At 72.4% G+C, this 26,443-nt stretch carries 5 protein-coding genes; 1 reads left to right on the top strand and 4 read right to left on the bottom strand.

Features of this window, described 5'->3' with window-relative positions:
• Positions 1 to 506 precede the first annotated feature (506 nt).
• Positions 507 to 794 (top strand): hypothetical protein, encoded by a 288-nt coding sequence (locus tag EIZ45_RS14650; protein ID WP_134662803.1) that lies wholly within the window; start codon positions 507 to 509, stop codon positions 792 to 794.
• A 45-nt stretch (positions 795 to 839) separates the two neighbouring features.
• Here the strand turns inward: EIZ45_RS14650 and EIZ45_RS14645 are convergent, their stop codons facing one another.
• The 4 genes from EIZ45_RS14645 to EIZ45_RS14630 form a co-directional block, all read right to left on the bottom strand.
• Positions 840 to 5,183, bottom strand: a complete 4,344-nt coding sequence (locus EIZ45_RS14645) for a non-ribosomal peptide synthetase (protein WP_134662802.1) — start codon at positions 5,181 to 5,183, stop codon at positions 840 to 842.
• 118 nt (positions 5,184 to 5,301) lie between these two features.
• Positions 5,302 to 9,867 (bottom strand): non-ribosomal peptide synthetase, encoded by a 4,566-nt coding sequence (locus tag EIZ45_RS14640; RefSeq protein ID WP_167756451.1) that lies wholly within the window; start codon positions 9,865 to 9,867, stop codon positions 5,302 to 5,304.
• Between the two features lie 26 nt (positions 9,868 to 9,893).
• Positions 9,894 to 22,121: a non-ribosomal peptide synthetase gene (locus EIZ45_RS14635; RefSeq protein ID WP_134662800.1), complete on the bottom strand. Its 12,228-nt coding sequence runs from the start codon at positions 22,119 to 22,121 to the stop codon at positions 9,894 to 9,896.
• The gene (locus EIZ45_RS14630; protein WP_167756450.1) at positions 22,118 to 26,440 is read right to left on the bottom strand and encodes a non-ribosomal peptide synthetase; all 4,323 of its coding nucleotides are present in this window, start codon (positions 26,438 to 26,440) and stop codon (positions 22,118 to 22,120) included. Before EIZ45_RS14630 ends, EIZ45_RS14635 begins: the two co-directional genes overlap by 4 nt.
• Between the last annotated feature and the right edge of the window lie 3 nt (positions 26,441 to 26,443).

Below are 26,443 nucleotides of genomic sequence, written 5' to 3'. Positions count from 1 at the left end.
GCTGCCGAGGACGGGACGGCAGTGTGCGGCAAAACGACCGTCCGAAAGGGATTTCACCGACGAAGCGGGCAATTCCTGGCGCTCAAGTTCTCCGAGTTCTGATCGTCTTATGTCCGATCTGGTCGGTATTACCGAGTGTAGTTTACCGTCTTCTTGCTTTTGTTCTGCATTTCGCGAACGATGCGGCCGAATTCCGTTGGCGCGGACTCGCCGGGGGATCTGCGCGAATGCGGTGGCAGGCGCGCTTTCTCGGCTCCGCGCTCGGCCGCTTCGCGTATTCCAGGCGGAGGAGACTGCGTTTGCGGGGTTGACGGCCGTTTATATTCGCGGCGTAGGATCGTATGCGATCAGGGGGTCTGGGGGTGCAGGCGCCTGCTCCGGCGGAATCTGGGCGGTCCGCCGGATGTGGTGGCGTGCAGCCAATCGATGGTCGGCGACCGGGCGCGGGGGACGCGCGGCGCCCTTCGATCGACCTCGCGACGCGAGCGACGAGGAGCTGGGGACAAATGAGCATCGATCCGGGCATCGATCCGCCGAACGGCATATCGGCGATCACCGTGGATCGCGTCATCGACGTGGCGCGCAGCGCGCCCGACGGCGAGGTGTCGGCCGCGGACATCGCGGATTCGACCGGGATGAGCGTGGTCACGGCTCGGCGTTACGTGCGCTACCTGGCGCAGATCGGCTCGTTGCAGGTGTCGTGCCGCTACGGGAAAGTCGGCGCGCCGGAACGGGTGTACCGGCTGGCTGCCGGATTCGGCGAGGACCCGGCGGGCTCGCCCAGGTCGGCGTGAGCGCCCGGACGCGGCGGCCGCTCCGGCAGCGGCCGCCGCGTCCGGTCAGCCGAGTTCGTCCAGCAGGCCGGCGATGGCGTCGAGCGCGCCCTGGTCCAGCCGGGCCAGCGGGAAATCGGCGGGCGTCCAGCCTGCGCCGCCGTGCGAGACCTCCTCGCGCACGCGGCTCAGAAACGCCTCGGCCAGTGTCCGCACAGTGTCCGGCGCGTGCACGGCCGGGCAATACGTCCAGTCCACTCGGAGGCGGCCTCCGGCGACCGCGGCGGTGAGGTCCAGCAGGTACGGCCGGACGCCGGCCGGGTCCGCGGACGGGCCAGGGTTCTCCGGGGCGGTGTCGAACAGGGCGTCGGCGGCCGGGTCGGCGACGAGTTGACCGTGGTAGTTGAGCCGGACCCACGGTTCGGGCATGGCCCGCAGCGCCGCGGCCGCAGGGTCGGTTCCGTACCGCAGCAGGCCGTATCCGACGCCGTTGGCGGGTATTTCGGCGAGAGACTGCTTGACCGATCGTGCGGTGGCTCCAGCGTCGAGCGCCACCGGGTGGATGGCGGTGAACCATCCGACGGTCCGGGACACGTCGAGGTCGTCGGCCAGTGCGTCCCGGCCGTGGCTTTCGATGTCGACGACGATCCGCGGCGCGCCGGACCACTCGGTGAGCGTCTGGCCCAGCGCGGCCAGGAGCAGCGCGGGGACCGAGGTAGCGCCAGCCGAACGCACGAGATCGCGAGTGGTGTCCTCGTCCGCAGTGACGGTGACGGTCTCGGAAACGCCATAGGTGTTCTCACCGGAGCGCGGCGGCGCGGACTGGCCGGAGAGGAGGTCCGTCCAGAAGGGGATTTCCGCGGCGTGGCGGTCTTCTTCTTCGGCGAGCCGCTCCGCCCAGGCACGGTAGGAGACGGTCTTGGGCGGCAGTTGCACCGCAGTCCCGGCCGCCGCTTGCTGATACGCGGCGACCAGGTCCGCGATCAGGACGCGCCACGACACTCCGTCGACGCCGAGATGGTGCGCGACCAGCAGCAGCCGGTGCCCGTCGTCGCCGAGATCGGCCAGAAGGGCCCGGAACACGCAGCCGGAGGCGAGATCGAGCGAGCTTTGGGCGTGCTCGGCGGCCTTCTCGAACGCACTGCGCCGATCGGCCGCGGGCAGGTCGGCCAGTCGGACGGTGACGAGCGGATCGGCGGAGGCGGGCAGCGGTCCGGCGAGGTCGAGTTCGTCGCCTCGGACCCGGACGCGCAGAGCGTCGTGGTGGTCGATCAGGGCACGCAGCGCGATCCGCAGCGGTTCCGGATCGAGCGGCTGTTTCAGCGCCACCAGGACTTCCTGGTTGTAGTGGTGGCGGGCGGGCAGTCGCTGCGCGAGGAAGCGGCGCTGGATCGGCGTGGGCTTCACCGCCCCGGTGACCGGGCCCTGCTCCGCGCCGGTCGCGCTGCCGTCCGCCGCGGTGGCCACGCCGGCCAGTTCGCCGACAGTCGGATGCTGGAACAGCAGTTTCGGGGTGACCGCGAGGCCCGCCTTGGCTGCGCGCGACATGACTTGGATGCCCAGGATCGAATCGCCGCCCAACGCGAAGAAGTTGTCGTCGCGGCCGACCCGCTGGACGCGGAGCACCTGTTGCCAGATCTCGGCCAACGTCGCCTCGTCCGGGGTGCGCGGCGGCTGGTAGGCGACCGCGCCGGGCCCGGCGGCGGGCAACGCGCTGTAGTCGATTTTCCCGTTGGCGGTCAACGGGATCGCCTCGATCGCCAGGATCGCGCCAGGCACCATGTAGTCGGGCAGGTGCTCGGCGCAGTGCTCGCGCAGCTGCCCGGGTTCGGCGCCGGGGCCGACCACGTACGCGGCCAGCGTCGAACTTTCCTCCCGGAGCGTCACGACGGCCTGGCGGACCGCGGGATGGGTGCACAGCACGGCTTGGATCTCCGCGGGTTCCACCCGGTACCCGCGGAGTTTCAGCTGCTCGTCGGCGCGGCCGAGGAATTCGGTGATTCCGCCGCCAAGCCTGCGGCCGCGGTCGCCGGTGCGGTACATGCGCGCGCCAGGCGGCCCGAACGGGTCGGGCACGAAGCGGTCCGCGGTCAGACCCGGACGGCCCAGGTAGCCGCGGGCCACGCCGGCGCCGCCGAGATGGATCTCGCCCGCGACCCAGGAAGGGACCTGCTCGAGCCGTTCGTCCAGGATCTCGGCCCGGCTGTGCGGCAGCGCGGTGCCCAGCGGGACGGTGCGGAACGCCCGCGAATCGTCCGGGTGCAGCTCGTGCGTGAGCACGCCGACCGTAGTCTCGGTCGGACCGTAGTGGTTGAGGATGCGGCAGTCCGGCGCGAGACGGCGTACGTCGGCAATGAGCTGCCAGTCGGCCGCCTCGCCCCCGAGCACCAGACACCGCGTGGGCAGCACCGCGGCCGCGTCGGGTGCGTCGAGGAGCGCGCGCAGATGCGACGGCACGATCTTCGCGCAGTCGACCGGATGCTTGCGCAGATGCGCGACGAGGCGCGCGGGGTCAGCTGTGTGCTCGGCCGGCAGCAGGTCCAGCGTGCCGCCGGTGCTGAGGGCGGCGAAGAGCATGGTGTTGCCCAGGTCGGCGGCCGGCGTGGACAGCATGGCGTAGCTCGCGCCGCCGGACAGGTCGAGGCGAGCGGTCACGTCGTCGACGTAGGCGGCCAGGTTGGCGTGGCTCACCGCGACGCCTTTGGGAGCGCCGGTGGAGCCGGAAGTGAAGATCACGTATGCGAGCCGGGCGTCGGCATTCCCGGCGGCGGGCAGCGCGACGGCCGGTGCTTCAGCACCGTTCGGGGTGACGAGTGCCCGGTCCGGACCGGCGAGACCGGTCTGCCCGGCGGAGGCGACGACCACCCGGGCACCGGCCTGGTCCAGCATGGCGCGCCGGCGGGCCAGCGGTACGGCCGGGTCGAGCGGCAGGTACGCCGCACCGCTCTTCAGGATGCCCAGCACCGCGACGACCAGGTCGACGGTACGGTCCAGGCACAGCCCGACCGGCGTATCGGGCCGGGCTCCCGCGGCCAGCAGCCTGCGCGCCAGCCGGTCGGCGCGCGCGTCGAGTTCCGCCCGGGTGACCGATTCGTCCAGGCAGCGCACCGCGATGCCACCGGGATCGCGCTGGGCGTGCGTTTCGAACCGGCGGTGGACCGGCGGTGCCGGGTCAGCCTGCCGGGCCGGTGCCGGCCCGGCGGCGGCTGGCACGCGCACGGCGAGCGCGGCTTGTGCGCCGTCGCTGCGGACCGAGCGCAGGACCGCGACGTACTGTTCGGCGAGGAACGGCATGTCGGCGGCGTCGACGACGGACGAGTCGAACCAGACGGACAGCCGGGTCCGGTCGTCGTATTCGCGACCGGACAGCCGGACGGTGAACCGTTCGGTGATCGCTTCGGCCTCTTCGAGCACGCCGGATTCGCCGCGGCGCCAGTCGAAGCCCGCCGCGATCGCGCCGGTCCGGTCGAGTCCGGCGGCCCACCGGGTCTGGTCGAAATAGCTTTGCCAATCCGCCATTTCGGCCAGTTCGCCCGCGACCTTCGCGACGAATCCGGCGACGGTTTCGCCGGCCTGCGGCCGGGCGAGCGACGGCGCGTACTTCTCGTACGGGCCGATCGCACCGGCCATCTCGTCCGCCACCCGGTTCGGCAGCCGCACGCCGATCGCCAGCTCGTCCTGCCCCGTCAGCGTGCGCAGCAGCAAATGCCAGCTGGCCAGCGCGACGGCGGGGCCCGCCTCGCCCAGCGACGAGCCGAGGTCGACGGAGAACGCGGCCGGGGCGAAGCCCGCGCTGGACGTGCGGGCGAAGGGCAGATCCGCCGCGACGAGCCGCTGCTGCCAATACTCCCGTTCGAGGTCGAACTCCGATGCGGTGAGCAGTTCGTCCTGCCACGGGGCAAAATCCGCGTACTGCAACGGTTCTGTCCCCGCACCGGCGCCGATGAGCCGGTCGCTGATTTCCTGTGCGAGCACTCGCACCGATGCCTCGTCCGCGCAGAGGGCGGGCAGCCGCAGCAGCAGGCGGGCGTCGTCGGTCAGCAGGACCAGGGCAGCATTGAGTGCGCCGGTGCCGAGTGTCCCGGTGAACGCGGCTTTCACTGCGGCGTATGCCTCGTCCCGCGAGTTGGCGGGCACCGAGCGCAGATCGTGCACGGGCACCTCCAGGCGGTCCGCGGTGTCGGCGATGACCTGCAGCGGGATCGACGCCTCGGCCGGGCGCCGGAACTCGGTGCGGAGAATCTCGTGCCGCGCCGCCGCTTCGGCCAGCGCCGCGGCGACCTGTTCGGCGGTCGTGCCCGCCGCCAGCCGGAGCGCACACCAGCTGCGATAGGGCGACGGGCCGCTGCGCTGAAGTTCCCACAGGCGGCGTTGTTGAGGGGAGAGCGGGTAGCCCTCGGTGGCAGTCACTAGTGCACCCTCTTCTGTACGGGCCCCTGGGCAGGGCTAGGGGCGGGACGGCGGCGAACGCGGCTTTCACCGGTCACGGGGCCGAGGTTCGGGCGCGGTACCGGGCAGGCAGTCGCGCTCATGTGCGGCCCCTTCGCTCCGGGGCGTCCGCGCGCCGGGTGTTCTTGAGCCGGTGCAGCCCGGCGAGGCTCATCCCGTTCTTGCGTTCGCGGCGCAGCCGGTCTTCGGACTCGGCCAGCCGGCGGGTCACCGCCGACAACCGGATCTCCGGGTCGGCGGTGACCAGTTCGAGCACGGTGACGAACCGGCGGGCCAGCCGCGCGATCGCCGCCGGTTCGAACAGGGCGGACTTGTACTCGAACACCGCGCGCGTTTCGCCGCCGGACCGCTGCACGTCGAGCCGCAGGTCGTAACGCGCGAGCCGGTCCGGGTCGCCTGCCGGCGACACCTCGATGCCGGGGAACGCCTCGGCCGCGGCCGGCGCGTCCTGCACGACGAACCAGGTCTGGAACAGCGGCAGGCGGCCGGCGGCGCGGTCCGGGGCCAGTTCGGTCACGAGGCGCTCGAACGGGACCGCCTGGTGCGCGTAGGCGCCGAGGCAGGTTTCCCGGGTGCGTCCGAGCAGGTCCCGGAACGCCGGGTCGCCGCCGAGGTCCAGCCGCAGCACCAGGGTGTTCACGAAGAACCCGATCAGTCCCTCCAGCTCCTGGTGGTCGCGGTTGGCGGTCGGGGTGCCGACCACGACCTCGGAGAGGTCGCGAGTCTGGGCCAGCGCGGCGGCGAAGGCCGCGTACAGCGCCATGAACCGGGTCACGCCCGCCTGCCGGCAGAGCGCGCCGAGCCTTCCGTCCACTTCGGACGGAAGCGCGACGGCGCAGCGGGCGGCCTCGGCACCGGCGTCGGCCGAGCGCGGCCGGTCCGTGGGAAGGGTGACGGACGGGAGCCCGCTGAGCGTCTTGCGCCAGTAGGAGAGGTCCGCGGCGAGCCGGTCGTCGGTAAGGGTGCGGTGCTGCCATGCCGCGTAATCGCCGTACTGCACGGGCAGCGCGGGCAGATCCGCGCGGCCGCGCGCCCGGTACTGCGCGCCGAGTTCGTGCAGGAGCAAGCCGATGGACTCGCCGTCGGCGATCAGATGGTGCAGACAGAGCGCGAAGATGTGCTCCTCCGGGCTCGTGCGGACCAGCATCAGCCGCCACAACGGGCCCTCGGTGAGTCGGAACGGCGTTTCGAGCACGGCTCGCACGACTTCCCGCGCTTCTGCGGCGGTCAGGTCGACCACGGGGATAGCGGCGGGCATCCGCGAGGCCACGGTCTGCCGGGGGTCGTCCGCTGACGTCGCGGACACGTGGGTGCGCAGTACTTCGTGCCGGTCGACGACGGCCTGCCAGGCAGCGCGCAGCGCGGGCACGTCGAGTCTCCCGCGCAGCCGAAGCGCGCCGGAAATGTGGTAGAGCGCGGTGCCCGGTTCCCACTGTTCGAGGAACCACAGCCGCCGCTGGGGGAATGACAGCGGCAACGGCGTGGTTCGGTCGACCGGGCGCGGAGGCTCCGACGCGACGGCCTGGTCGCGGCGCAGCGCGTCGATTTCAGCGGAGAGACCGGCGAGGTCGGCGGCCGTGAAGATGGCGCGGAGCGGCACGTCCGCGGCAAACGCGCGGCGCAGCCGGGTCTGCAACTGAGTCGCGGTCAGCGAATGTCCGCCGAGATCGAAGAAATTGGCGTCCCGGCTCACCCGGTCGACGTGCAGTACGTGCGCCCACAGTTCGGCGACCAGTTCCTCGGTGCCCGGACGCGGCGCGACATAGCCGGGGTCGGGGTCGTCGGCGCGGCACTCGGGTGCGGGGAGGGCCTTGCGGTCCAGCTTTCCGTTGTCCGTCAAGGGAAGGCTCGGCATCGGCACGAACACGGCGGGGATCATGTGGTCGGGCATCGTGCGGGCGCAGTGGGCGCGCAGTTCGGCCAGCGGCGGGGCTCCGGTCACATACGCGACGAGCTGCGGATTGCCGGGGACGTCCTCGCGGAGCAGGACTGCTGCGTCGGCGACCGAGTCGGCTGCGCGCAGGGCGGCGGCCACCTCGTCCAGTTCGATCCGGAAGCCGCGCAGCTTGACCTGGTGATCGGTGCGGCCGAGGAAGACGATCGCGCCGTCGGCGTGGGTGCGGACCAAGTCGCCGGTGCGGTAGAGCCGGCTTCCCGGCGGCCCGAACGGATCCGGCAGGAAACGGTCCGCGGTCTGTGCAGGGTGACCGCGGTAGCCGTGCGCCAGGCCGTCTCCGCCGAGGCACAGTTCGCCGGCCGCGCCTGCCGGCACCGGCCGAGCCGCACGGTCGAGCACGTACGCGGTGGTGTTGGCGATCGCAGTGCCGATCGGCACTGTGCGGTCCTGATCGCCCACGGCGTCGACCACGTGCCAGGTCGCGAAGGTGGTGCTCTCGGTCGGGCCGTAGACGTGCAGGAGGCGCCGCGGCGCGCCAGCGGCGAGCACCGTGCGGACAGCGGCCGGATCTACGGCCTCACCGCCGAAAAGCACCTGGCGCATCGGCGCGAACGCGTCCGGCGCGCCTGCGGCGAACTGGTTGAACAACGCGGTGGTCATGAACAGCGTCGTGATCGCCTGCTCGCGGATCAGCGCCGCGTAGCCGACCGGGTCCAGTGCCTGCTGTTTCGCCACGACCACCGCTGCGGCACCGGACAGCAAGGCTCCCCACAGCTCGAAGGTCGCCGCGTCGAAGGCGGTGGTAGCCGCGAAGGCGATCCGGTCGTCGGCTCGCAGCGAAGCGTAATCGGTGTCGCGGACGAGCCGGACGATCGCCCGGTGGGGGACTGTGACGCCCTTGGGAGTTCCGGTGGAACCGGACGTGTACATCACGTACGCGGGCGCATTCGCGGTTGCCGTGACCGCCGCTTCGTCGCCGGTCGGCCAGGTTCGGGGATCGTCCAGGAGCAGGGTGCGCACTCCGTCTGGAACGTTGTGCTGCAACTCTTTTACGGTGAGAACGACGGAGGTTCCGCTGTCCTCAGCCATGAACGCCAGGCGCTGTGCCGGGTAGGAAGGAGCGAGCGGGACGTACGCCGCACCGGCACGGAGAGTGCCGAGCAATGCGGTGATCAGTTCGGAGGAGCGCTCGAGAAAGACGCCCACGCAGGAACCCGGCGTGACGCCCAGCGCGCGCAACGCGCCAGTCAGGCGGGCGGCGCGGGCGGCCAGCGCGCGGTAGGTGAGGTGCTGTTCGCCGTGCACGACCGCTACGGCGTCGGGGGTGCGTGCAGTTTGTTCCGCGACCAGAGCGGGCACGCTGTGGTCGCGCGGGTAGTCGCCGCGGGTGGCGTTCCACTTCCGGACCAGTGCCGCTGCTGCGTCGTCGGACATGATCGGCACGTCGTTCACGCACCGGTCCAGGTTTTCGAGCAGGCCCGTCACCGCGGCTCGCAGCGCCCCGACGACCGCGCGGGCGGTCTCTTCGGTGTACCAGCGCCGGTCGCACAGCAGCCGCAACCGCAACGAACGCCCCGGCAGCGCAACGACCGTCAGCGGGTAGCTGGTCTGTTCGGTGGCCTGGACCGAGGTGACAGCGACGCCGTCGAAAGCGTTGTCCGCCGCGGCGGTGATCGGGAAGTTCTCGACCACGACGAGGCTTTCGAACAGCGGCTCGCCGCGCGGCACATCGCTGCAGCCTTGCGCACGCACCAGGGAGATGTGCTCGTGCCCGCGTGCGGCGGCGAAGTCCGCCTGTGTTTCGCGCAGCCATTCCAAGACCGGCCGCCGGCCCTCGACCCGGGCGCGTACGGGAAGCGTGTTGATGAACATGCCCACGATGTCTTCCACGCCCGGCAGTTCCGGCGGACGACCGGAAGTCGTGGCGCCGTGCACGACGTCCGAGACGCCGCTGAACCGGGCGAGCACCAAGGACCACGCTGCTTGTACGACGGTGCCGATGGTGAGCCCGCCGGCCTGTGCGGTTGCGATCCGCTTCGCCGTCGACTCCTCGGAAAACACTTCTTCGACGGAGAGAAATCCTTGCGCCGGCACCGCTTCCGCGGCGCGCAGCGGCAACGGGGTGGCGGTGGCGAACCCGCTGAGGCGAGTGCGCCAGAACTCCTCGATTTTCGCCTGATTCTGCTCGGCCAGCCAGGTCAGGTAGTCCTGATAGGGCCGCACCGGCGGGAGGTCCGCGTCCTCGCCGCGGCGCAGCGCCGCGTACCTCGCGGCCACTTCGCTCAGCACCAGCGGCATGGACCAGCCGTCCAGGAGCAGGTGGTGGTGCGTCCACACGAACACGTACGCGTCGTCGGCCACCCGCAGCAGCGAGAACCGGTGGAGCGGCGGCGCGGCCGGGTCGATGCCCGCCGCCCGGTCCGCGGCGAGGAACTCAGGCAGGCGGTCCGGAGCGAGTTCGACGGTCCGCCAGTCGTGTTCGGTCCACGGCAGCTCGAAGGCGCGGTGCACCGCCTGCACCGGCTGCTCGCCTTCGAGAGAGTGGAACGACGTGCGCAACGCTGGATGCCGAGCCACGACGCCCGTCCAGGCGGCGCGGAACGCCGGCACGTCCAGCGGCCCGTCGAAGCGGCAGCTGAACTGCTCGACGTAGACGTCGTCGTGCGGGGAGTAGAGGGCGTGGAACAACATGCCCTGCTGCAGCGGGGACAGCGGGTGAATGCTCTCGACGGTGGTCTGCTCGGGCATCGCTGGCGGCGCTCCTGGGGAGATCGTCATGGCGTCCGGAAACCGGCGAGCAGGTCGTCCAGCTCGCCGGGGGCTAAGGCGACCCCGGTCACGTCGGGGGCCGGCCAGCCCGCCGCCTCCGCGTCGCGGCGGCGCTCGACCAGGGTCCGCAGCAGGGCGACGCAGTTGTCGGCGAGCCCGGCGGCGGTCGCCTCGGTGTGCAGGCGGTCGCTGTAGGACCAGGTGAACCGCAACCGCCCGGAAAGCACCATGGCGTCGACCTCCAGCAGGTACGGCCGGGGTGCGCGGGCGTCCTGGCCCGGACCTTCCGGTTCGGCGGCCGGCTCCCACGGCCCGGCCCCGCCGAATCCGGCGTCCAGCCGTCCGAGGTAGTTGAAGCAGACCGCCGCGGACGGCAGGTCCGCCAGTTGTGCCGCGGCGGGGTCTCCGGTGCGCGAATGGCGGATCAGGCCGTAGCCGAGGCCGCGCTGCGGCACCTCACGCATCCGCTGCCCGACGTGCCGCAGCGCGGCCGCCGGGTCGTGCGGATCGGGCGTCAGCAGGACCGGGTAGACGCTCGTGAACCACCCGACGGTGCGGGAGACGTCCAGCGCGGCCCCGAAATCCTCGCGCCCGTGGCCTTCCAGGTCCACCAGCACCGAGGGCTCGCCCGCCCAGCCCGCGATCGCGGAGCTGACCGCGGTCACCAGCACCTCGTCGATCCGGGCCCGGTATGCCGGGGGCACCTCGTGCAGCAGGAGCCGGGTCGTTTCCTCGTCCAGTTCGCGGGTCACCGCGGCCAGCTGGGCCCGGGTGTTGACGTCCTCCAGACCCTCGTCCGCCTCGGGCAGCAGGTCCAGCGGGAGACCGGATTCGGCCCCTGCTCGCGCGACGGAGAGCCAGTGGCCGGTCTGCGCGCCGATCTCGTCGCTGTGCGCGTGTTCGGCGAGCGCCCGCGCCCAGTCCCGGAACGCCGTGGTCTTGGGCGGCAGCTCGACCGGAGCCCCGTCGCGCTCCCGGGTGTACGCGTGGGCCAAGTCCTCCAGCAGGATTCGCCACGAGACGCCGTCGATCGCGAGGTGGTGCACCGCGAGCAGCAACCGGCCGGGACGGTCGGTGCCGAGGTCGAACCACACCGCGCGCAGAAGCAGCCCGGCGTCGAGGTCGAGGGTGCGCTGCGCGGCGGCGGCGCGGGCCTCGACCGCCGCGGCGGGATCGTCGGCCGCGACGAGGTCTTCCACGGTGAGCAGTCGCGCCGGCAGTCCGGACAGCCCGGCCTGCTCTTGCGCCCAGCCGTCTTCGGTGCGCCGGAATCGCATCCGCAACGCGTCGTGATGTCGGACCACCAGGCGCAACGCCCGTTCGAGGGCTTCGGTGTCGATCGGACCGCGCGCACGGAGCAGCACCGCTTGGTTGTAGTGGTGCGGGGCCGGGTGCTGTTCGGCGAAGAACGTCGCCTGGACCGGAGTGAGCGGTAGCGAGCCGCTCACCACGCCTTGCTCGGCGTGCGACGCGGGCGAGGCCGGGACCGCGACCGCCGCCAGCGCCCGGACAGTCTGGTGGTCGAACACCTGCTTCGGGCTGACGGCCCAGCCCGCGGCGCGGGTCCGGGCCACGACCTGAAGGCTGACGATCGAATCGCCGCCGAGGGCGAAGAAGCTGTCGGTCGCCGACACTCGCGGCACGCCGAGCACTTTCGCCCAGACCTCGGCGAGCGCGCGTTCGGCGGCCGTTTCCGGGGGGTCGTAATCCTCGGTGGCTTCGGGCGCCTCCGGGGCAGGCAACGCGGACCGGTCGAGCTTTCCGTTCGCGGTCAGGGGCAAGGCGTCCAGAACCACGAGAACGGAGGGCATCATCGACGCGGGCAGCCGTCGCGCAGCCGTCGCGCGGACTTCCGCCAGCAGAGCGTCGTCGCGGTCCGCGACGACGTAACCGGCCAACCGGGGTTCCCCGCGAGCATCGGCCCGGACCGCGACGGCCGCGGCGCGCACGGCCGGATGCGCGGCGAGCGCCGCCTCCACCTCGCCTGGTTCGATCCGCACGCCGCGCAGCTTCACCTGCTCGTCGAGACGGCCGAGGAACTCCAGTTCGCCGTCAGGGCGCCAGCGGGCCCGGTCGCCGGTGCGGTAGAGCCGGTCGCCCGGACCGCCCCACGGATCGGGCACGAACCGCTCAGCGGTCAGGCCGGGCAGACCCGCGTACCCGCGGGCCACCTGCGGTCCGCCGAGGTGGAGTTCGCCGGGCGCGCCGAGCGGCGCCGGCGCGCCGGACCGGTCCAGTACGTACACCCTGGTAGCGCCGAGCGGACGGCCGACCGGGACGAGCGCGTCGCCGGCCTCGGTGAGATCGCCGTCGAAACACGTGCTGTCGACAGTGGCTTCGGTGACGCCGTAGGAGTTGATGACACGGGTGTGCTCGCCGCCGATCCGCGCGGCGGCCGCGCGATCGCGCGCCGGCCAAGCGTCCGCGCCGGACACCAGCAACCGCAGTGCGGGCAACCGGCCGCCGGACGACTGCACGGCCTCCACTGCGTGCCGGAGCACCACTGGCACGAACTCGGCCGCGGTGATCTGCTGCTCGTCCAGGATCCGGGCCAGCGCGGCCGGGTCGAGCAGCAGTTCGCGCGGGCACAGCACGAGAGCCGCGCCTGAACTCAGCGCGCGGGTGACGTCGCCGGTGAACACGTCGAACGTCACGCCCGCCATCTGGAGGTGCCGATCCTCTTCGGACAGCGCGTACGCAGTGCGCCAGGCGGCCGCGGCGGCGCTCAGGTTGCGGTGGCTGACCTGCACGCCCTTCGGACGTCCGGTCGAACCGGAGGTGTGCACGACGTAGGCGAGGCTGTCCGGCAAGGTCGTGCCGGGAAGGTTCTCCGCGGACTCGGAACCGCCGGCGCTGACCGGGATTGCCGGCACGGGCGCATCGCTCAGGTCCTGGTCGGACACCAGCAGCCGGATTCCGGCGTCGCCGATCAGCCGGTGATTCCGGTCCGCAGGCGCGTCCGGGTCGAGCGGCACGTACGCGCCGCCGGCTTTGAGCACCGCCAGCAACCCGACCAGCAGGCCGGGGGCGCGGTCGAGCAGCAGCCCGACCCGTGTCTCCGGACCGACGCCGTGCCGCCGCAGCACCCGGGCCAGCTGATTCGCGCGTGCGTTCAGCGCACGACAGGTGAGCTGCCGGTCGTCGGCGACCACCGCGACCGCATCCGGCGTGCGCTCGGCGTGCTCCTCGGCCAGCCGGTGCAGCGGACGCTCCTGGGACGCCGGGGAGACCTGGGAAATCCCTTGGGACAGCACCGCCCAGCGCGCGTTGTCGTCCAAAACGGACACTTGGCCGACCGGTCGACCGGGGTGTTTCGCGAACTCGGCCAGCAGGTGCCGCAGCTGGGCGAGCAGCTCTTCGGCCGCATCCGCGCTGTAGCGGCCGTTGTCGTAGAGCAGCGACAGCAGCAGCCGCGGGCCGGGAGCGGAGCTGAAGGTCAGCGGATAGTCGGTCTGCTCGACGGCGTGCACCTGGCGTGCTTCGACCCCGGTGAGGGCTTGGCCCGCGGCTTCGTCCACCGGGTAGTTCTCGAACACGACGATGCTTTCGAACAGGCTGCTGCCGCGCGGCACCGCGCTGCAGGCCTGCATCCGCACCAACGGGCTGTAGGCGTTGCTCTGCATTTCCAGCAGGTCTTGGTGCAGCTCTCGCAGCCACTCGCCGACCGGCTGCCGCCGGGGCAGGCGGACGCGCGCGGGCAGCGTGTTGATGAACAGGCCGACGATCGACTCGACGCCGGGCAGTTCCGGCGGGCGGCCGGCGACCGTCACGCCGAACACGACGTCTTCCTCCCCGCTGTGCCGGCCGAGCAGCACCGCCCAGACGGCGTTCACCAGTGTGCTGGTCGTGATGCCCAGGTCGCGGGTGAACTGCCGCAGTCGTTCGGTCGCGTCCTCGGGAAGCCGGATCTCCGCGGTGCGGTACCCGTTCCCGGTTCTGCCGGGTGTGCGCGCCGGAAGCGGAGTGGCGGCGGCGAAGCCGCCGAGCCGTGCGCGCCAGAACTCCTCCGCCGGGTCCTGGTCCCGCAGCCACGCGATGTAGTCCCGGTACGGGCGGGCGGGAGCGGCCGGAACCGCCGGGGCGCCGTCGTCGAGCGCTTCGTACCAGCCGAACAGCTCGCGCACGACCAGCGGCATCGACCAGCCGTCCAGCAACAGGTGGTGATGGGTCCAGACCAGTTCCCACTCCTCGTCGGCCAGCCGGAGCAGGGTGAGGCGGATGAGCGGCGGCCGGGTGAGGGAGAACCCGCGTTCCCGGTCGGCGGCCAGGAATTCCGCGCTGCGCACGACCTGTTCCGCGCGGTCCAGCGCCCGCCAGTCCACCGTGTCGACGGCGACGGGCACAGTGTGGTGCACGACCTGGAGCGGACGGTGCAGCCGGTCCCAGTGGAACGACGTGCGCAGCGCCGCGTGCCGGTTCAGCACCCGCTGCCAGGCGGCGCGGAACCGGCGGGGGTCGACCTTCCCGGTCAGCCGGGCGGCCATCTGCACCACGTACGAGCCGGGCCCGTCCTCGCGGACGGTATGGAACAGCATCCCTTCCTGCATCGGCGAAAGCGGGTAGACGTCTTCCACCGCGCCGTCGGTCGCGGCGGCGAGGCGGTCGAGCGCTGCCGGATCCAGGTCGGCCAAGGGGAAGTCCGCCGGCACGAGCGCGTCGCCGGATCCGGACCGGACGGCGGCCAGCAACGTGCGCAGGTGCGCGCGGAGCGCGTCGAGCAAGCCGGCCACCGTCTCGCGCCGGTGCAGCGCGCCGTGCGTCACGGTGATCCGGAGGCGGCCGTCGGCGACCAGCGCAACCACGTCGATCAGGTACCGCCTCGGGACGTCCGGCGACTGGCCGGGCCCGGTGTCTTCTTCCGCGGGCAGCCACGGCGAGTCGCCCGCGAAGGACTGGTCCACCTGGCCGAGATAGTTGAAACACACCTCCGGTCCGGGCAGCGCGCGCAGCCGCTCGGTCGCGGCGTCGGAGCGTCCGTGCCGCAGCAGCCCGTAGCCCAGACCGCCGTCCGGCAGCGCGCGGATCGCTTCGCGGACGTTGCGCACCGCAGTCCGCGGCGGTCCGGTGACCGGAAGGACGAGCGGGTAGATCGCGGTGAACCAGCCGACCGTGCGGGTCAGGTCGGCGGTCCCGGCCATGCCGGACAAGGCGTCCCGGCCGTGGCTTTCCACGTCCACCACCGCCCGGTCGCTTCCGGTCCAGTCGCAGAGTGCGCGGCCGAGCGCGGTCAGCAGCAGTTCGTGCGCGCTGGCCGGGCCGGAGGAGCGGAGCAGGTCTTCGGTGGCGGTGGCGTCGAGCTCGGCGGTCACCGAACCGGCGGCGGCATAGGTGTCGCCCGCCGGGTCGAGGTCCGCGTCGGTCGGCAGGGCTGGGGTCCGCGCGTCGACCAGCACGTCTGTCCAATAGGGAATCTGGACGCTGATCTCGGGGTGGTTCGCGTGCTCGGCCAGACCGGCGGCCCAGTCCCGGAAGGCGGTGGTCTTGGCCGGGAGCGCGAGCGGCGCACCGCGCAGCGCTTGATGATAAGCGGTGGCCAAGTCCTCCAGAAGAATCCGCCAGGAAACGCCGTCCACGGCGAGGTGGTGAGCCACCAGCAGCAGCCGTTCGCTGTCCGCGAGTCTGATGTGGACAGCGCGAAGCAGGCAGCCCGCGGACAGGTCGATGCCCGCGTGCGCCTCGGCGGCCGTTTCGGCGATGGTTTCCGCGTCCGCCGGTCCGGCGACGGTCAGTTGGACCGGCGCCGCGTCCGACAGGGCGGCGATGTCCAGCGTGGTGCCGGACGTCACGCGCAACCGCAGGACGTCATGGTGGGCAACCACTTCGCGCAGCGCCGCACGGAGCGCTTCGGTGTGCAGCGGACGGCGCGGACGCACCAGCAGCGCTTGGTTGTAGTGCTCCGGTGTCGGCAGGTGCTGGTCCAGGAACCACTGCTGGATCGGAGTCGGCCGGGCCAGGCCGGACACCGCGTCCTGAGCGCCGGAGCCGGCCGCCGCCGGGGCCGCTTCTTCGACGGCGGACGCGAGGGCGCGCACGGTCCGGTTCTGGAAGAGCATTTTGTGGCTGATCCGCAGACCCGTCTTGGCTGCTTGGGTGATCACCTGGATGCTCAGGATCGAGTCGCCGCCGAGGGCGAAGAAGTCGTCGTCGCGGCCCACTCGATCCAGCCCGAGCGCCTTCGCCCAGATGTCGGCGATCGTGCGCTCCGTCCGGGTGGAGGGCGCGGCGTACGACACCGCCAGTTCCGGACGGTCCGCGCCGGGCGCGGGCAGCGCGCCGCGGTCGAGCTTGCCGCTCGGCAGCGACGGGAACTCGTCGAGAACCACGAACGCGGCCGGGACCATGTACTCCGGCAGATCGCGGGCGCACGCCGCGCGCAGCTCGTCAGTCGTGACTCCGGTGTTCGCCACCGCGTACCCGACCAACCGGGGCGCGCCCGGCTGGTCCTCGCGCAGAACCACCGCCGCGTCCGCCACGTCCGGGACGCTCCGCAACGCGGCTTCGATCTCGCCCGGCTCGATGCGGAAGCCGCGCAGTTTGACTTGGGCGTCCAGCCTGCCCAGGAACGCGAGCGTCCCGTCGGCACGGAACCGCACCCGGTCACCGGTGCGGTAAAGCCGCGCACCGGGCGGCCCGAACGGGTCCGGCACGAAACGGTCCGCGGTCAGGCCGGGCCGGCCAAGATACCCATGGGCGAGGCCGTCCCCGCCGAGGCACAGCTCACCGGGGACGCCGATCGGCGCCGGACGCAACTCGGCGTCGAGCACGTACGCGGTGCTGCCCGGGATCGGCCTGCCGATCGCCACCGGCGCACCCGGCAGGCATTCGGCCATGACGGTGCAGATGGTCGCCTCGGTGGGCCCGTACAGGTTGTGGAACCGGCGGCCGGGGGCCCATCGGCGCACCAGGTCGGCCGAGCACGCCTCGCCGCCGACTGTCACGGTGGTCAGAGCCGGCAGCGCCGCGTCCGGGGTGACCGCCAGCGCGGACGGCGGCAGCATCACCGTGGTGACCGCTTGCTCGTCCAGGAGCTGGACGAGATCCGGGCCGGGGAGCGGCCGCTCGCGCGGCGCGAGGCACAACGTCGCGCCGGACGGCAGCGCCATGACGAGTTCCAGCAGGGACGCGTCGAAGCTCAGCGACGCGTACTGCAACACGCGACTCCCGTTGCCGACCTCCAGCGCGCCCGCCTGCGCGTCGGCGAGCGCCGCGATGCCGCGGTGCGGCACCATCGTCCCTTTTGGACGGCCGGTGGAGCCGGAGGTGTAGATGACGTACGCGACGGCGTCGAGCGGAACCGGCGGCAGCGGGGTGTCGTCGCGCTCCGCGCGGATTGCAGGCCACTGCTCGTCGAGGAGCAGGACGTTCTCGTGCCGAGGCAACCGGTCCAGCAGGTCCCGTTGCGACAGCAGCAGTTGCGCGCGGCTGTCCTGGACCAGGTATGCCAGCCGGTCGGCTGGATACGTCGGGTCCAGCGGCACGTAGGCGGCGCCCGCCTTCATGATGCCCAGCACGCTGATCACCAGTTCGGGACAACGCTCCAGGCAAACCGCGACGCGGACGTCCGGTCCGGCTCCGGCGGCCCGCAGGTGCTGGGCCAGCCGGGTGGCGCGCGCGTCGAGCGCGGCGTAGGTGAGCTGATGCCCGCCCATCGCGACCGCGACCGCGTCCGGGCTGCGCTTGGCCTGTGCGGCAACGAGATCCGCGAATCCGAGGGCTGGCGCCGCGGGGGCCGGGGTGTGGTTCCACCGGCGGGTCAGCAGGTCGTGGTCGGCAGGGGACAGCAGCGGCGCGTCGCGCAGCCGCCGGTTCGGCTCCGTCGTCAGGGCGGCGAGCGCGTCGAGCAGCACGACGGCAATCCGTTCGACGGTAGCCGGCTCGAACAACGCGGTGTTGTAGATCAGCGTGCCGGTCAGCGAATCCGGGCTTTCGACCAGGGCGAGCGCCAGGTCGAACTTCGCCGTTCCGTTGCCGGGCGGCGGGTCAAGCGGCCGGACGCGCACGCCCGGCCAGCCGAGTTCGGGCGAGGACACCCGCTGGTAGTCGCATCCCACCTGGGCCAGCGGCGCGTAGCTGGCGTCCCGTGCGGGACGCAGTTCTTCCACCAGTTGCTCGAACGGCACGTCCTGGTTGGCGTAGGCGTCCAGGCACCCTTCGCGGACCCGGGCGACCAGTTGCGCGAAGGTCGGGTTGCCGCTGAGATCGGTGCGCAGGGCCAAGGTGTTGGTGAAGAACCCGATCAGCCGTTCGGCTTCCTCGGTGGGGCGCTGTCCGATCGGCGTGCCGACCACGATGTCGTCCTGGCCGCTGTAGCGGGACAGCACCAGCGAGAACGCGGCCAGCAGAGTCATGAACGGCGTCGCGCCGATCTCCCGGCTCACCTGGTGCAGCATCTGCCGGACCGGTTCGGGCACGGTGAACGCGTGGCTCGCGCCGTCGAATCCCAGCTCCGCAGGGCGCGGACGGTCGGTGGGAAGTTCGAGCAGCGCGGGCGCGCCGGCGAGGTTCTCGCGCCAGTGCGCGAGCTGCCGCTCCAGCGTCGCACTGTCCAACCAGGACCGTTGCCACAGGGTGTAATCCGCGTACTGGAAGGGAAGTTCCGGGAGCACCGGTTCGCGGTGTTCCCGGAGCGCGGTGTACAGCTCGGTCAATTCGGCCAGCAGGACCTCGAGCGAACGGCCGTCGGCGATGGTGTGGTGCAGGCCGAGCAACAGCACGTGGTCGTCTTCGGCCAGGCGCAGCAGCCGAGCGCGGGCGAGCGGCCCGGTCTGAAGGTCGAAGCGCAGCCGGGCCTCGGACGCGGCGAGCTCGCGGACGACCGCGGCGGTCCGGGCCGGGTCGAGGCGGCGGAGGTCCACCGCCGGCAACGGCACCGGCGCGGGCGGCGAGATCACCTGCGACGGGGCCCCGGTGCCGAAAGCGGTGCGCAGGGGTTCATGGCGCGCGGCGATGACGGTCAGCCCCGCGGCAACGGCTGCCACGTCGAGGACGCCGGTGAGCCGCAGGCCGGCGATGATCGTGTTGAGCGGGCTGTCCGGAGCCCACTGCTCGAAGAACCAGGCGCGCTGCTGTGCGAACGACAACGGAACGTCCGCCGGGCGGTCTTGCGCGCGCAGCGGCGGCCGCTGGTCCGCGGTCGTGCCGCGGCGAGCTTCGACGTGCTCGGCGAGTTCCGCGACGGTGGGATGCGCGAACAGCACCCGCAGCGGCACGTCGACGCCGAACACCGCCCGGAGCCGGGCATGGACCTGGGCGGCGATCAGGGAGTGGCCCCCGAGCGCGAAGAAGTCGTCGTGGATGCCGACGTTCTCGACGCCGAGAAGCTGTTGCCAGACCCCGGCGACGACCTCCTGCACCGGCGTTCTCGGTGCGGCCGTCTCGACTCCCGACCGCTCGCGGCCGGGTTCCGGCAGCGCCGCCGGGTCGATCTTGCCGTGCACGGTGAGCGGGAACTCGTCCACCACGACGCAATGCGCCGGGAAGAGGTGGCGGGGGAGGCGCCGCGCGAGGTGCTCACGCAGGTCGCCGACCTCGCCGCCGGCGGTGAGATACGCGACGAGCTGATCGTCGCGGAGCCGCACGTGCGCGCCGGTCACGTGCGGATGGGCGCGCAATGCGGCCTCGATCTCGGCCGGTTCGACGCGGTGGCCGCGGACCTGGATCTGGTCGTCGGCGCGGCCGAGGTAGACGAACGTGCCATCAGGCAGCGCCCGCGCCAGGTCGCCGGTGCGGTACATGCGCGTCCCGGCCGGGCCGTACGGATCGGGCAGGAAGCGTTGCGCGGTCAGCCCTGGGCGGCGAAGGTAGCCGCGGGCCGGGCCGGCGCCGCCGACGTGAAGCTCGCCGGTCCGGCCCGCCGGCACCGGACGCAGGTTCTCGTCAAGCAGGTATACGCGCAGGTCCGGGATCGGACGGCCGATGACGCTGCCCGCGGCCGGGTCGAGGTCCGCCGCGCCGACCGGGTGCCCGGTGACGTGCACGGTGGTTTCGGTGATGCCGTACATGTTCACCAGCCGGGGCCGGTCCAGGTCGTGCAGCCCGGCCCAGTGCGACAACCGGTCGGCGGCCAGGGCTTCGCCGCCGAAGACCACCGTGCGCAGGCTGGGCAGGTCGCCGGCGACCTCGGTCAGCGGAAGGAACGCCGAAGGAGTCTGGTTGAGCACGGTGACCGCTTGCCGGTCGGCGAGGCAGGCGAACTCGGCGGGCGTGCGCCGGGTCAGGTCGTCCACGAGCACCAGGCGGCCGCCGTGCGCCAGCGCGCCCCACAGCTCCCAGACCGAGAAGTCGAACGCGACCGAGTGGAACAGGCTCCACACGTCGCGGGCGTCGAAGCCGAACCACGAGCGGGTGGCGTCGAACAAGCGCGCCGCGTTGCGATGCGGGACCAGCACGCCCTTGGGCTCTCCGGTCGATCCGGACGTGTAGATCACGTACGCAAGGTCGGCCGGGTCGATCCGCGGCGGCGCCGGGTCGGCTTCGGTGCCGGCGAGGAAGACCACCGCCGGCCCGTCCGGGATCCGGTCGGCGAGGTCGACGGTGCTGATCAGCGTCGGGATCTGACTGTCGGACACCAGATAGTCCAGCCGCTCCCGCGGATACTCCGGGTCCAGCGGCACGTAGGCTCCGCCGGCGAGGTGACACGCCAGCACGGCGATCACCTGCTGCGGGCCGCGGTCCACGAGCACCCCGGTCAGCACCTCGCGGCCGACTCCGGCCGAGCGGAGCTGCTCTGCCAGCCCCGCGGCCCGGCGTGCGACCGCGCGGTAGGTGAACTGTTCCCCGCCCCAGACCACCGCGATGGCGTCCGGCCGCTCGCGCGCCTGCCTGAGGAAGCGTTCCACCAGCGTTCCTTCGTCCGCGGAAACCGCTGCCGGGGCGGGGTTCCAGCTCGCGAGGAGGGCGGCTTCCCGCTCCGGCGCGAGCGCGGCGAGCGCAGCGAGCGCAGCGACGGGTGCGTCGAGATTCGCGACGAGCGCGGCCAGCAGGTCCTTCAGTTCGGCGAGCAATCCGCTCGCACCCGCTTCGTCGTACTGATTCCGCGCGTACGCCAGCCGCAGCGTCAGCCGATCGGCGAGCGCCGAGACGAGGGTGAGCGGGTAGTGCGTCTGCTCGCGGAAGCTGACGCCGGCCACTCGAGGACTGCCTGCGGTGTGCTCGTCCAGCGGGTAGTTCTCGAAGACCACCAGGCTTTCGAAGAGGGGGCTGTTTCCGGGCAGTTCGGCCCACCGCCGCGTCTCCGCCAACGGCGTGTGCTCGTACTGGCGGAGTTCGACGAATGCCCGCTGAAGATCCCCGAGCCATTCGGCGACGGACTCGCCGGTCGCCCGGACGCGCACCGGGACGGTGTTGATGAACAACCCCACCATGTCCTCGACGCGCGCGAGGCCCGGCGGCCGGCCGGCGACGGTCGCCCCGAACAGGACGTCGGACTGCCCGCTGTGCCGCGCCAGCAGCAACGTCCACGCGGCCTGGACGAGAGTGTTGGCGGTGAACCCGTGGCTGGGGCCGAGCGCGCGCAGCGCGGCCGTGCCGGATTCGGACAGGTCGAGCCGCACCGAGCCGGTGCCCTCGCGCGCCTCGGCGGTTCCGAACGGCAGCGGGGTGGCCGCGCTGAATCCGGAAAGCGTGTCGCGCCAGAACTTCTCCGCCTGCGCGAGGTCGAGCCCTTGGTACCACGCGATGTAGTCGCCGAAAGCGGGCGCCGGCGCGAGCTCGGCGTCCCGTCCGGCGACCGCGGCGCCGTAGAGCGTCATCACTTCGCCGAACACCCGGGAACGCGACCAGCCGTCCAGCACCGCGTGGTGGTTCGTCCACACCAGACGGTGCTCCCGCTCGCCGAGCCGGGCCAAGGCCAGCCGGAACAGCGGGGCGCGGGCGAGGTCGAAGCCGCGGGCCCAGTCCCGCTCGGCCAGTTCCGCGACGGCCGCGGCCTGTTCGTGCGCGCCGAGCCCGGCGAGGTCGGATTCGGTCCACGGCAACGCGACCTGCCGGTGCACGACCTGCCGTGCCTGCGCCTGCCCAGTCCAGCGGAACGCGGTGCGCAGCGCGGCGTGCCGGTCCATGACCTGGGCCCAGGCGTCCCGGAACGCCGCCGTGTCGAGTTCGCCCGTCAGCGTGCAGCACACCTGCTCCACGTACGGGTCCTTGCCCGGTTCGTACAGGGCGTGGAACACCATGCCCTGCTGCAGAGGCGAGAGCGGGTAGATGCGCTCGATGCGGGCGTGCTGTCCGGTCATGCGTCCCCCTCGGCGGGCAGCGTGTCGAGTTCGTCCATGAGCTCGGCCAGGTCCGCTTCGGCGAGGCCGGACTCGGCGAAGCGAGGCCCCTGCTCCGCGCGGGTGCCGGGGCCGGGGCCCGCGGCCAGTTCGCGCAGGCAGTCCCCGGCGAGTGTCGCGACGGTCTGCTCGCGGTGAACTGCTGGGCGGTACTCCCAGGTCATCTTCAGCCGGCCGGACAGTTCGACGGCGGTGATGTCGAGCAGGTACGGCCGCCGAGCCGTCGGGTCCGCCGTGCGGCCGAGACGGTCGGGCATCAGCTCGAGCAATCCGCCGGCGGCGGAGCCGGTTCCGCGGCCGAGGTAGTTGACCCGGATCGCCGGGCTGGGCAGCGCGCGCAGACGGGCGGTGGCGGTGTCCGAGCGGAGGTGGCGCAGGATGCCGTAGCCAATCCCGCCGGACGGTGCGGGCGCGGCCCCGTCGGAGGTCAGCCGCACGGGGTGGATGGTGGTGAACCAGCCGGCGGTGCGGCTCAGGTCGGAGTCCGCCCCGTGGACGTCCCGGCCGTGGCCCTCGACGTCCACGACCGCTTGCTGCCCAGTCCATTTGTGCAGGACTCGGCCGAGCGCACCGAGCACCGCGGCGTGCACCGAGGTCTGCGCGGACCGGCCGAGCAGGGCTTCGGTGGCGGAAGCGTCCAGTTCCACGGCGACCGTCCGGCTCTCGCCGTAGGTGCCTGGCCCGCCGGCGCGGTACTCGTCCTGCGGTATCTGGGCGTTGCGCGCCGCGGTCAGCAGGTCCGTCCAGTACGGGATTTCCGCGTCGTGGGCGTGCGCCCGCTCCGCGGTCCGCACGGCCCACTCCTGATACGAGGTGGTTTTCGCGGGCAGCCGGACCGGGTGCCCTGCCGCTGCCTGCTGGTACGCGGTCGCGAGGTCTTCGAGCAGGATGCGCCAGGACACCCCGTCGACTCCGAGGTGGTGTGCGACCAGGACCAGCCGCTGAGCGGCGCCGTCGCCGGCGAGGACGGCGCGGAGCAGGCAGCCGGACGCGGTGTCGATGTCCTGCTGTGCGTGCACCACGACCGGTTCGAGGTCGTCGGCGGTGCGCAGCAGTTCGTGCTCGGCGATCGGTGCGTTGTCCAGCGTCCAATCGCCGTCGGGGGTCCGGGTCAGGCGCAGCCGCAGCGCGTCGTGGTGGACGACCAGCGCGTGCAGTGCGGACCGCAGCGGCCCGGCACGCAGGCTTTGCCGCGGGCGCAAGCAGATCGTCTGGTTGTACCGCGACGGGTCGGGCAAGTCCAAGCCGAGGAACCAGCGCTGGATCGGCGTCGCAGGCACAGGTCCGGTCACCGGTCCCTGTTCCGCCCGGACGGGCGCGGCGCCGGTCGCGCAGGCAGCGGCGAGAGCGGCGATCGTCGGGTGCTGGAACAGCAGCGGGGGCGTCACCGCGAGGCCGGCTTGGTTCGCGCGCGAGACCACCTGGATGCCCAGGATCGAGTCGCCGCCCAGTGCGAAGAACCCGTCGTGGCGGCCGACTCGGTCGACGCGGAGAAGTTCGGCCCAGATGGCGGCGAGAGTCTCCTCCGCAGGGGATTCCGGCGGCGCGTACGTGGTGGCGCCTGCCGGTTCGGGAAGCGCCGCGCGGTCGAGCTTTCCGTTGGCGGTCAACGGGATCGCGCCGATCGGCACGATCGCTGACGGGACCAGGTAGGACGGCAGGTGCGCGCCGCAGTGCGCTTGCAGAACTTCCGGGGTGGCGCCGGAGACGACATACCCGACGAGCTGCGGCGCGCCGTTGCCGCTGCGGACCACGACGGCCGCGTCCTGGACGTCCGGATGCCGGCGGAGCACCGCGGCGGCCTCGGCTGGTTCGACCCGGTACCCGCGCAGCTTCACCTGTTCGTCGTCGCGGCCGAGGAAGACCAGCGTGCCGTCGGCGCGCCGGCGCGCCAGGTCCCCGGTGCGGTAAAGCCGTTCGCCGGGCAGGCGGGGGTCGGGCACGAACCGCTCGGCGGTGGCCGCGGGGTCGCCGAGGTAGCCGCGGGCCGTCGCGGGACCGCCGACGCACACCTCGCCTGCTGTCCACAAGGGAGCGAGGTCGAGCCGGTCGTCCAGCACATGCACCCTGGCGTGCGGGAGCGGCCGCCCGAGCGGCACCGGGTCGTCCGCCGCGGCGACTTCGTGGCTGAGCACGCCGACGGTCGTTTCGGTGGGGCCGTAGTGATTGAGCAGCCGGCAGTCCGGCGCCAGTTCCTGTACCGACCGGACCAGATCGGCGGTCAGCGCCTCGCCGCCGAGGACCAGCCGTCGCTTCGGCAGGACCGCCGCCGGTCGCGGGCCGTCCAGCAGCGCCCGCAGGTGGGACGGCACGATCTTCAGGCAGTCGATCAAGTTCCGGTCCGCGTAGCCTGCCATCCGCGCCGGGCTGTTGGCGACCTCGCGGGACAGGACGTGCAGCGTGCCGCCGGTGCACAGCGACGGGTAGACGACGGTGTGCCCGAGGTCGGCGGCGAAGGTGGAGACAATGCCGTACCCGCTGCCCGCGGGCAGATCCAGCACGCCCGCGATGCCGCTCGTATAGCGGGCGAGGCTGTCGTGCGTGACCGCGACGCCCTTCGGCGTGCCGGTGGATCCGGAGGTGAAGACGACGTACGCGAGGTTGGCGAGTCCCGCTCCGCCGACCGGGTCGGTCGCCGGTTCGCCGGCCAGGCTCGGGTCGGCCGGGTCGATCGTGCCCGCACCGCCTTCGGCCAGGACCAGCCGCACGCCGGCCTGCTCGAACAGGGCGTCGCGGCGGGCCGGTGGCAGGTCGGCGTCGACCGGCAGATACGCCGCGCCGGATTTCAGCACGCCCAGCAGTCCGGCGAGCAAGCCGGTTCCCCGCCCGGCCACCAGGCCTACCCGGTCTTCCGGCCGTACGCCGGCCCGGCGCAGGCGGTGCGCGATCCGGTTCGCCCGCTCGTTCAGTTGCCGGTAGGTGAGCCGGTCCTCTCCCGCGACGACCGCCGTCTGCTCCGGCCGGAGCGCCGCTTGCTCCTCGAACATCGTGTGCACGCAGCGATCCGGAACCGCGGCCGGGGACGCGGGCAGCCCGGCGGCCAGCGCGCGGCGCGATTCTTCGCTCGGGGACATCGGCAGCGACTCGATCCGCGCCTCCGGTTCCCGCACCGCGGCGGCGAGCAAGCACTCGTACATCGCTGCCAACCGGCGCGCGTCGCCGGTGGTCAGCCGGGCGGTGTCGTGGTGCAGCGTCAGCCGGATCGTTGTGCCGCAGCGCATCCCGTCGAGCAGGACCGGGAACGGTTCGCGGTGTGCGACCGCGAAAACGACCGGCCAGCCCGACCGCGCCGGCAGCGCTGTCCAGGCGAATCCGGCACGCGCTGCCGGGGTCTCGCCGAACGCGGCCGCATCGAAGAATTCCTGGTTTTCCGCGAGCTTTCGGGTTTGATCCGCCACCGCGGCGACGGACTCGGCGAACGTCTGTGCCGGGTCGGCCGCCGCGGCGTGCGGCAGCCACTGGACGTACGAGCCGACCGCGTGCCGCATCTCCGCGTGCGGCCGGTTCGCCGCCGCCGAGGCGATCCGGACGACGCTGCCGGCCATCCGGGTGAGCAATGCCTGCCATGCCGCGGCGAACACGGCGTCGAGCGGCCACTCCCGCTGCTGCGCGAGCGCGACGACTTCGGCGGGCAGTTCGACCGGTACGGTCGCCGGGCGAAAGCCTTCCGCCGCACCGGTTCGCTCGCAGGGGAGCGCTTCGGCAGGCGGGAGCGCTGCGAGGTGCGTCTGCCAGAACTCCCGGCCACCGGCGGTCTCGGGAGCGGTCAGGACATCGTGCTGCCACTCGGCGGCGTCGGCGTACTGCAACGGTTCCTCGGGCTGCGAGCGTCCCTCGTAGCTCTCGCGGATCTCGGACAGCAGGACGTGCAGGGACACCGCGTCGACCAGCCAGCCGGGCATCGTCAGCAGCAGTTCGGCCCGGGAATCGGACAGCAGCACCAGATCGGCCAGCACGAGCGGACCGTCCGGGAGATCGAAATCCGTGCCCGCGCGCGCTCGCGCCAGATCAGCCGGGTCGGTGCCGCCGTGCACCGCATACGCCACGCGCGGCGTCGGCTGGATGACCTGAATCGGCAAGTCCATGCCCGCGGGCCGGTGGAGCACCGTCCGCAGCGCTTCGTGGCGCAGGCACCCGCTTTCGACGGCGCGGCGCAACCGCTCGCGGTCCAGGTTCCCGTCGACTTCGGCGCGCGCCTGCGCCGGGTAGACACCGCTCGGGTCGGCCTGGTGCACCAGACAGGCACGCTTTTGCTGAGGGGAGAGCCGGTAGCCTTCCATCGT

The sequence above is a fragment of the Amycolatopsis sp. CFH S0740 genome (assembly GCF_004522315.1).
Taxonomy (GTDB): domain Bacteria; phylum Actinomycetota; class Actinomycetes; order Mycobacteriales; family Pseudonocardiaceae; genus Amycolatopsis; species Amycolatopsis nivea.
The sequence above is the reverse complement of the archived record's forward strand: the minus strand, read 5'-3'. Positions and strand labels throughout refer to the sequence as shown.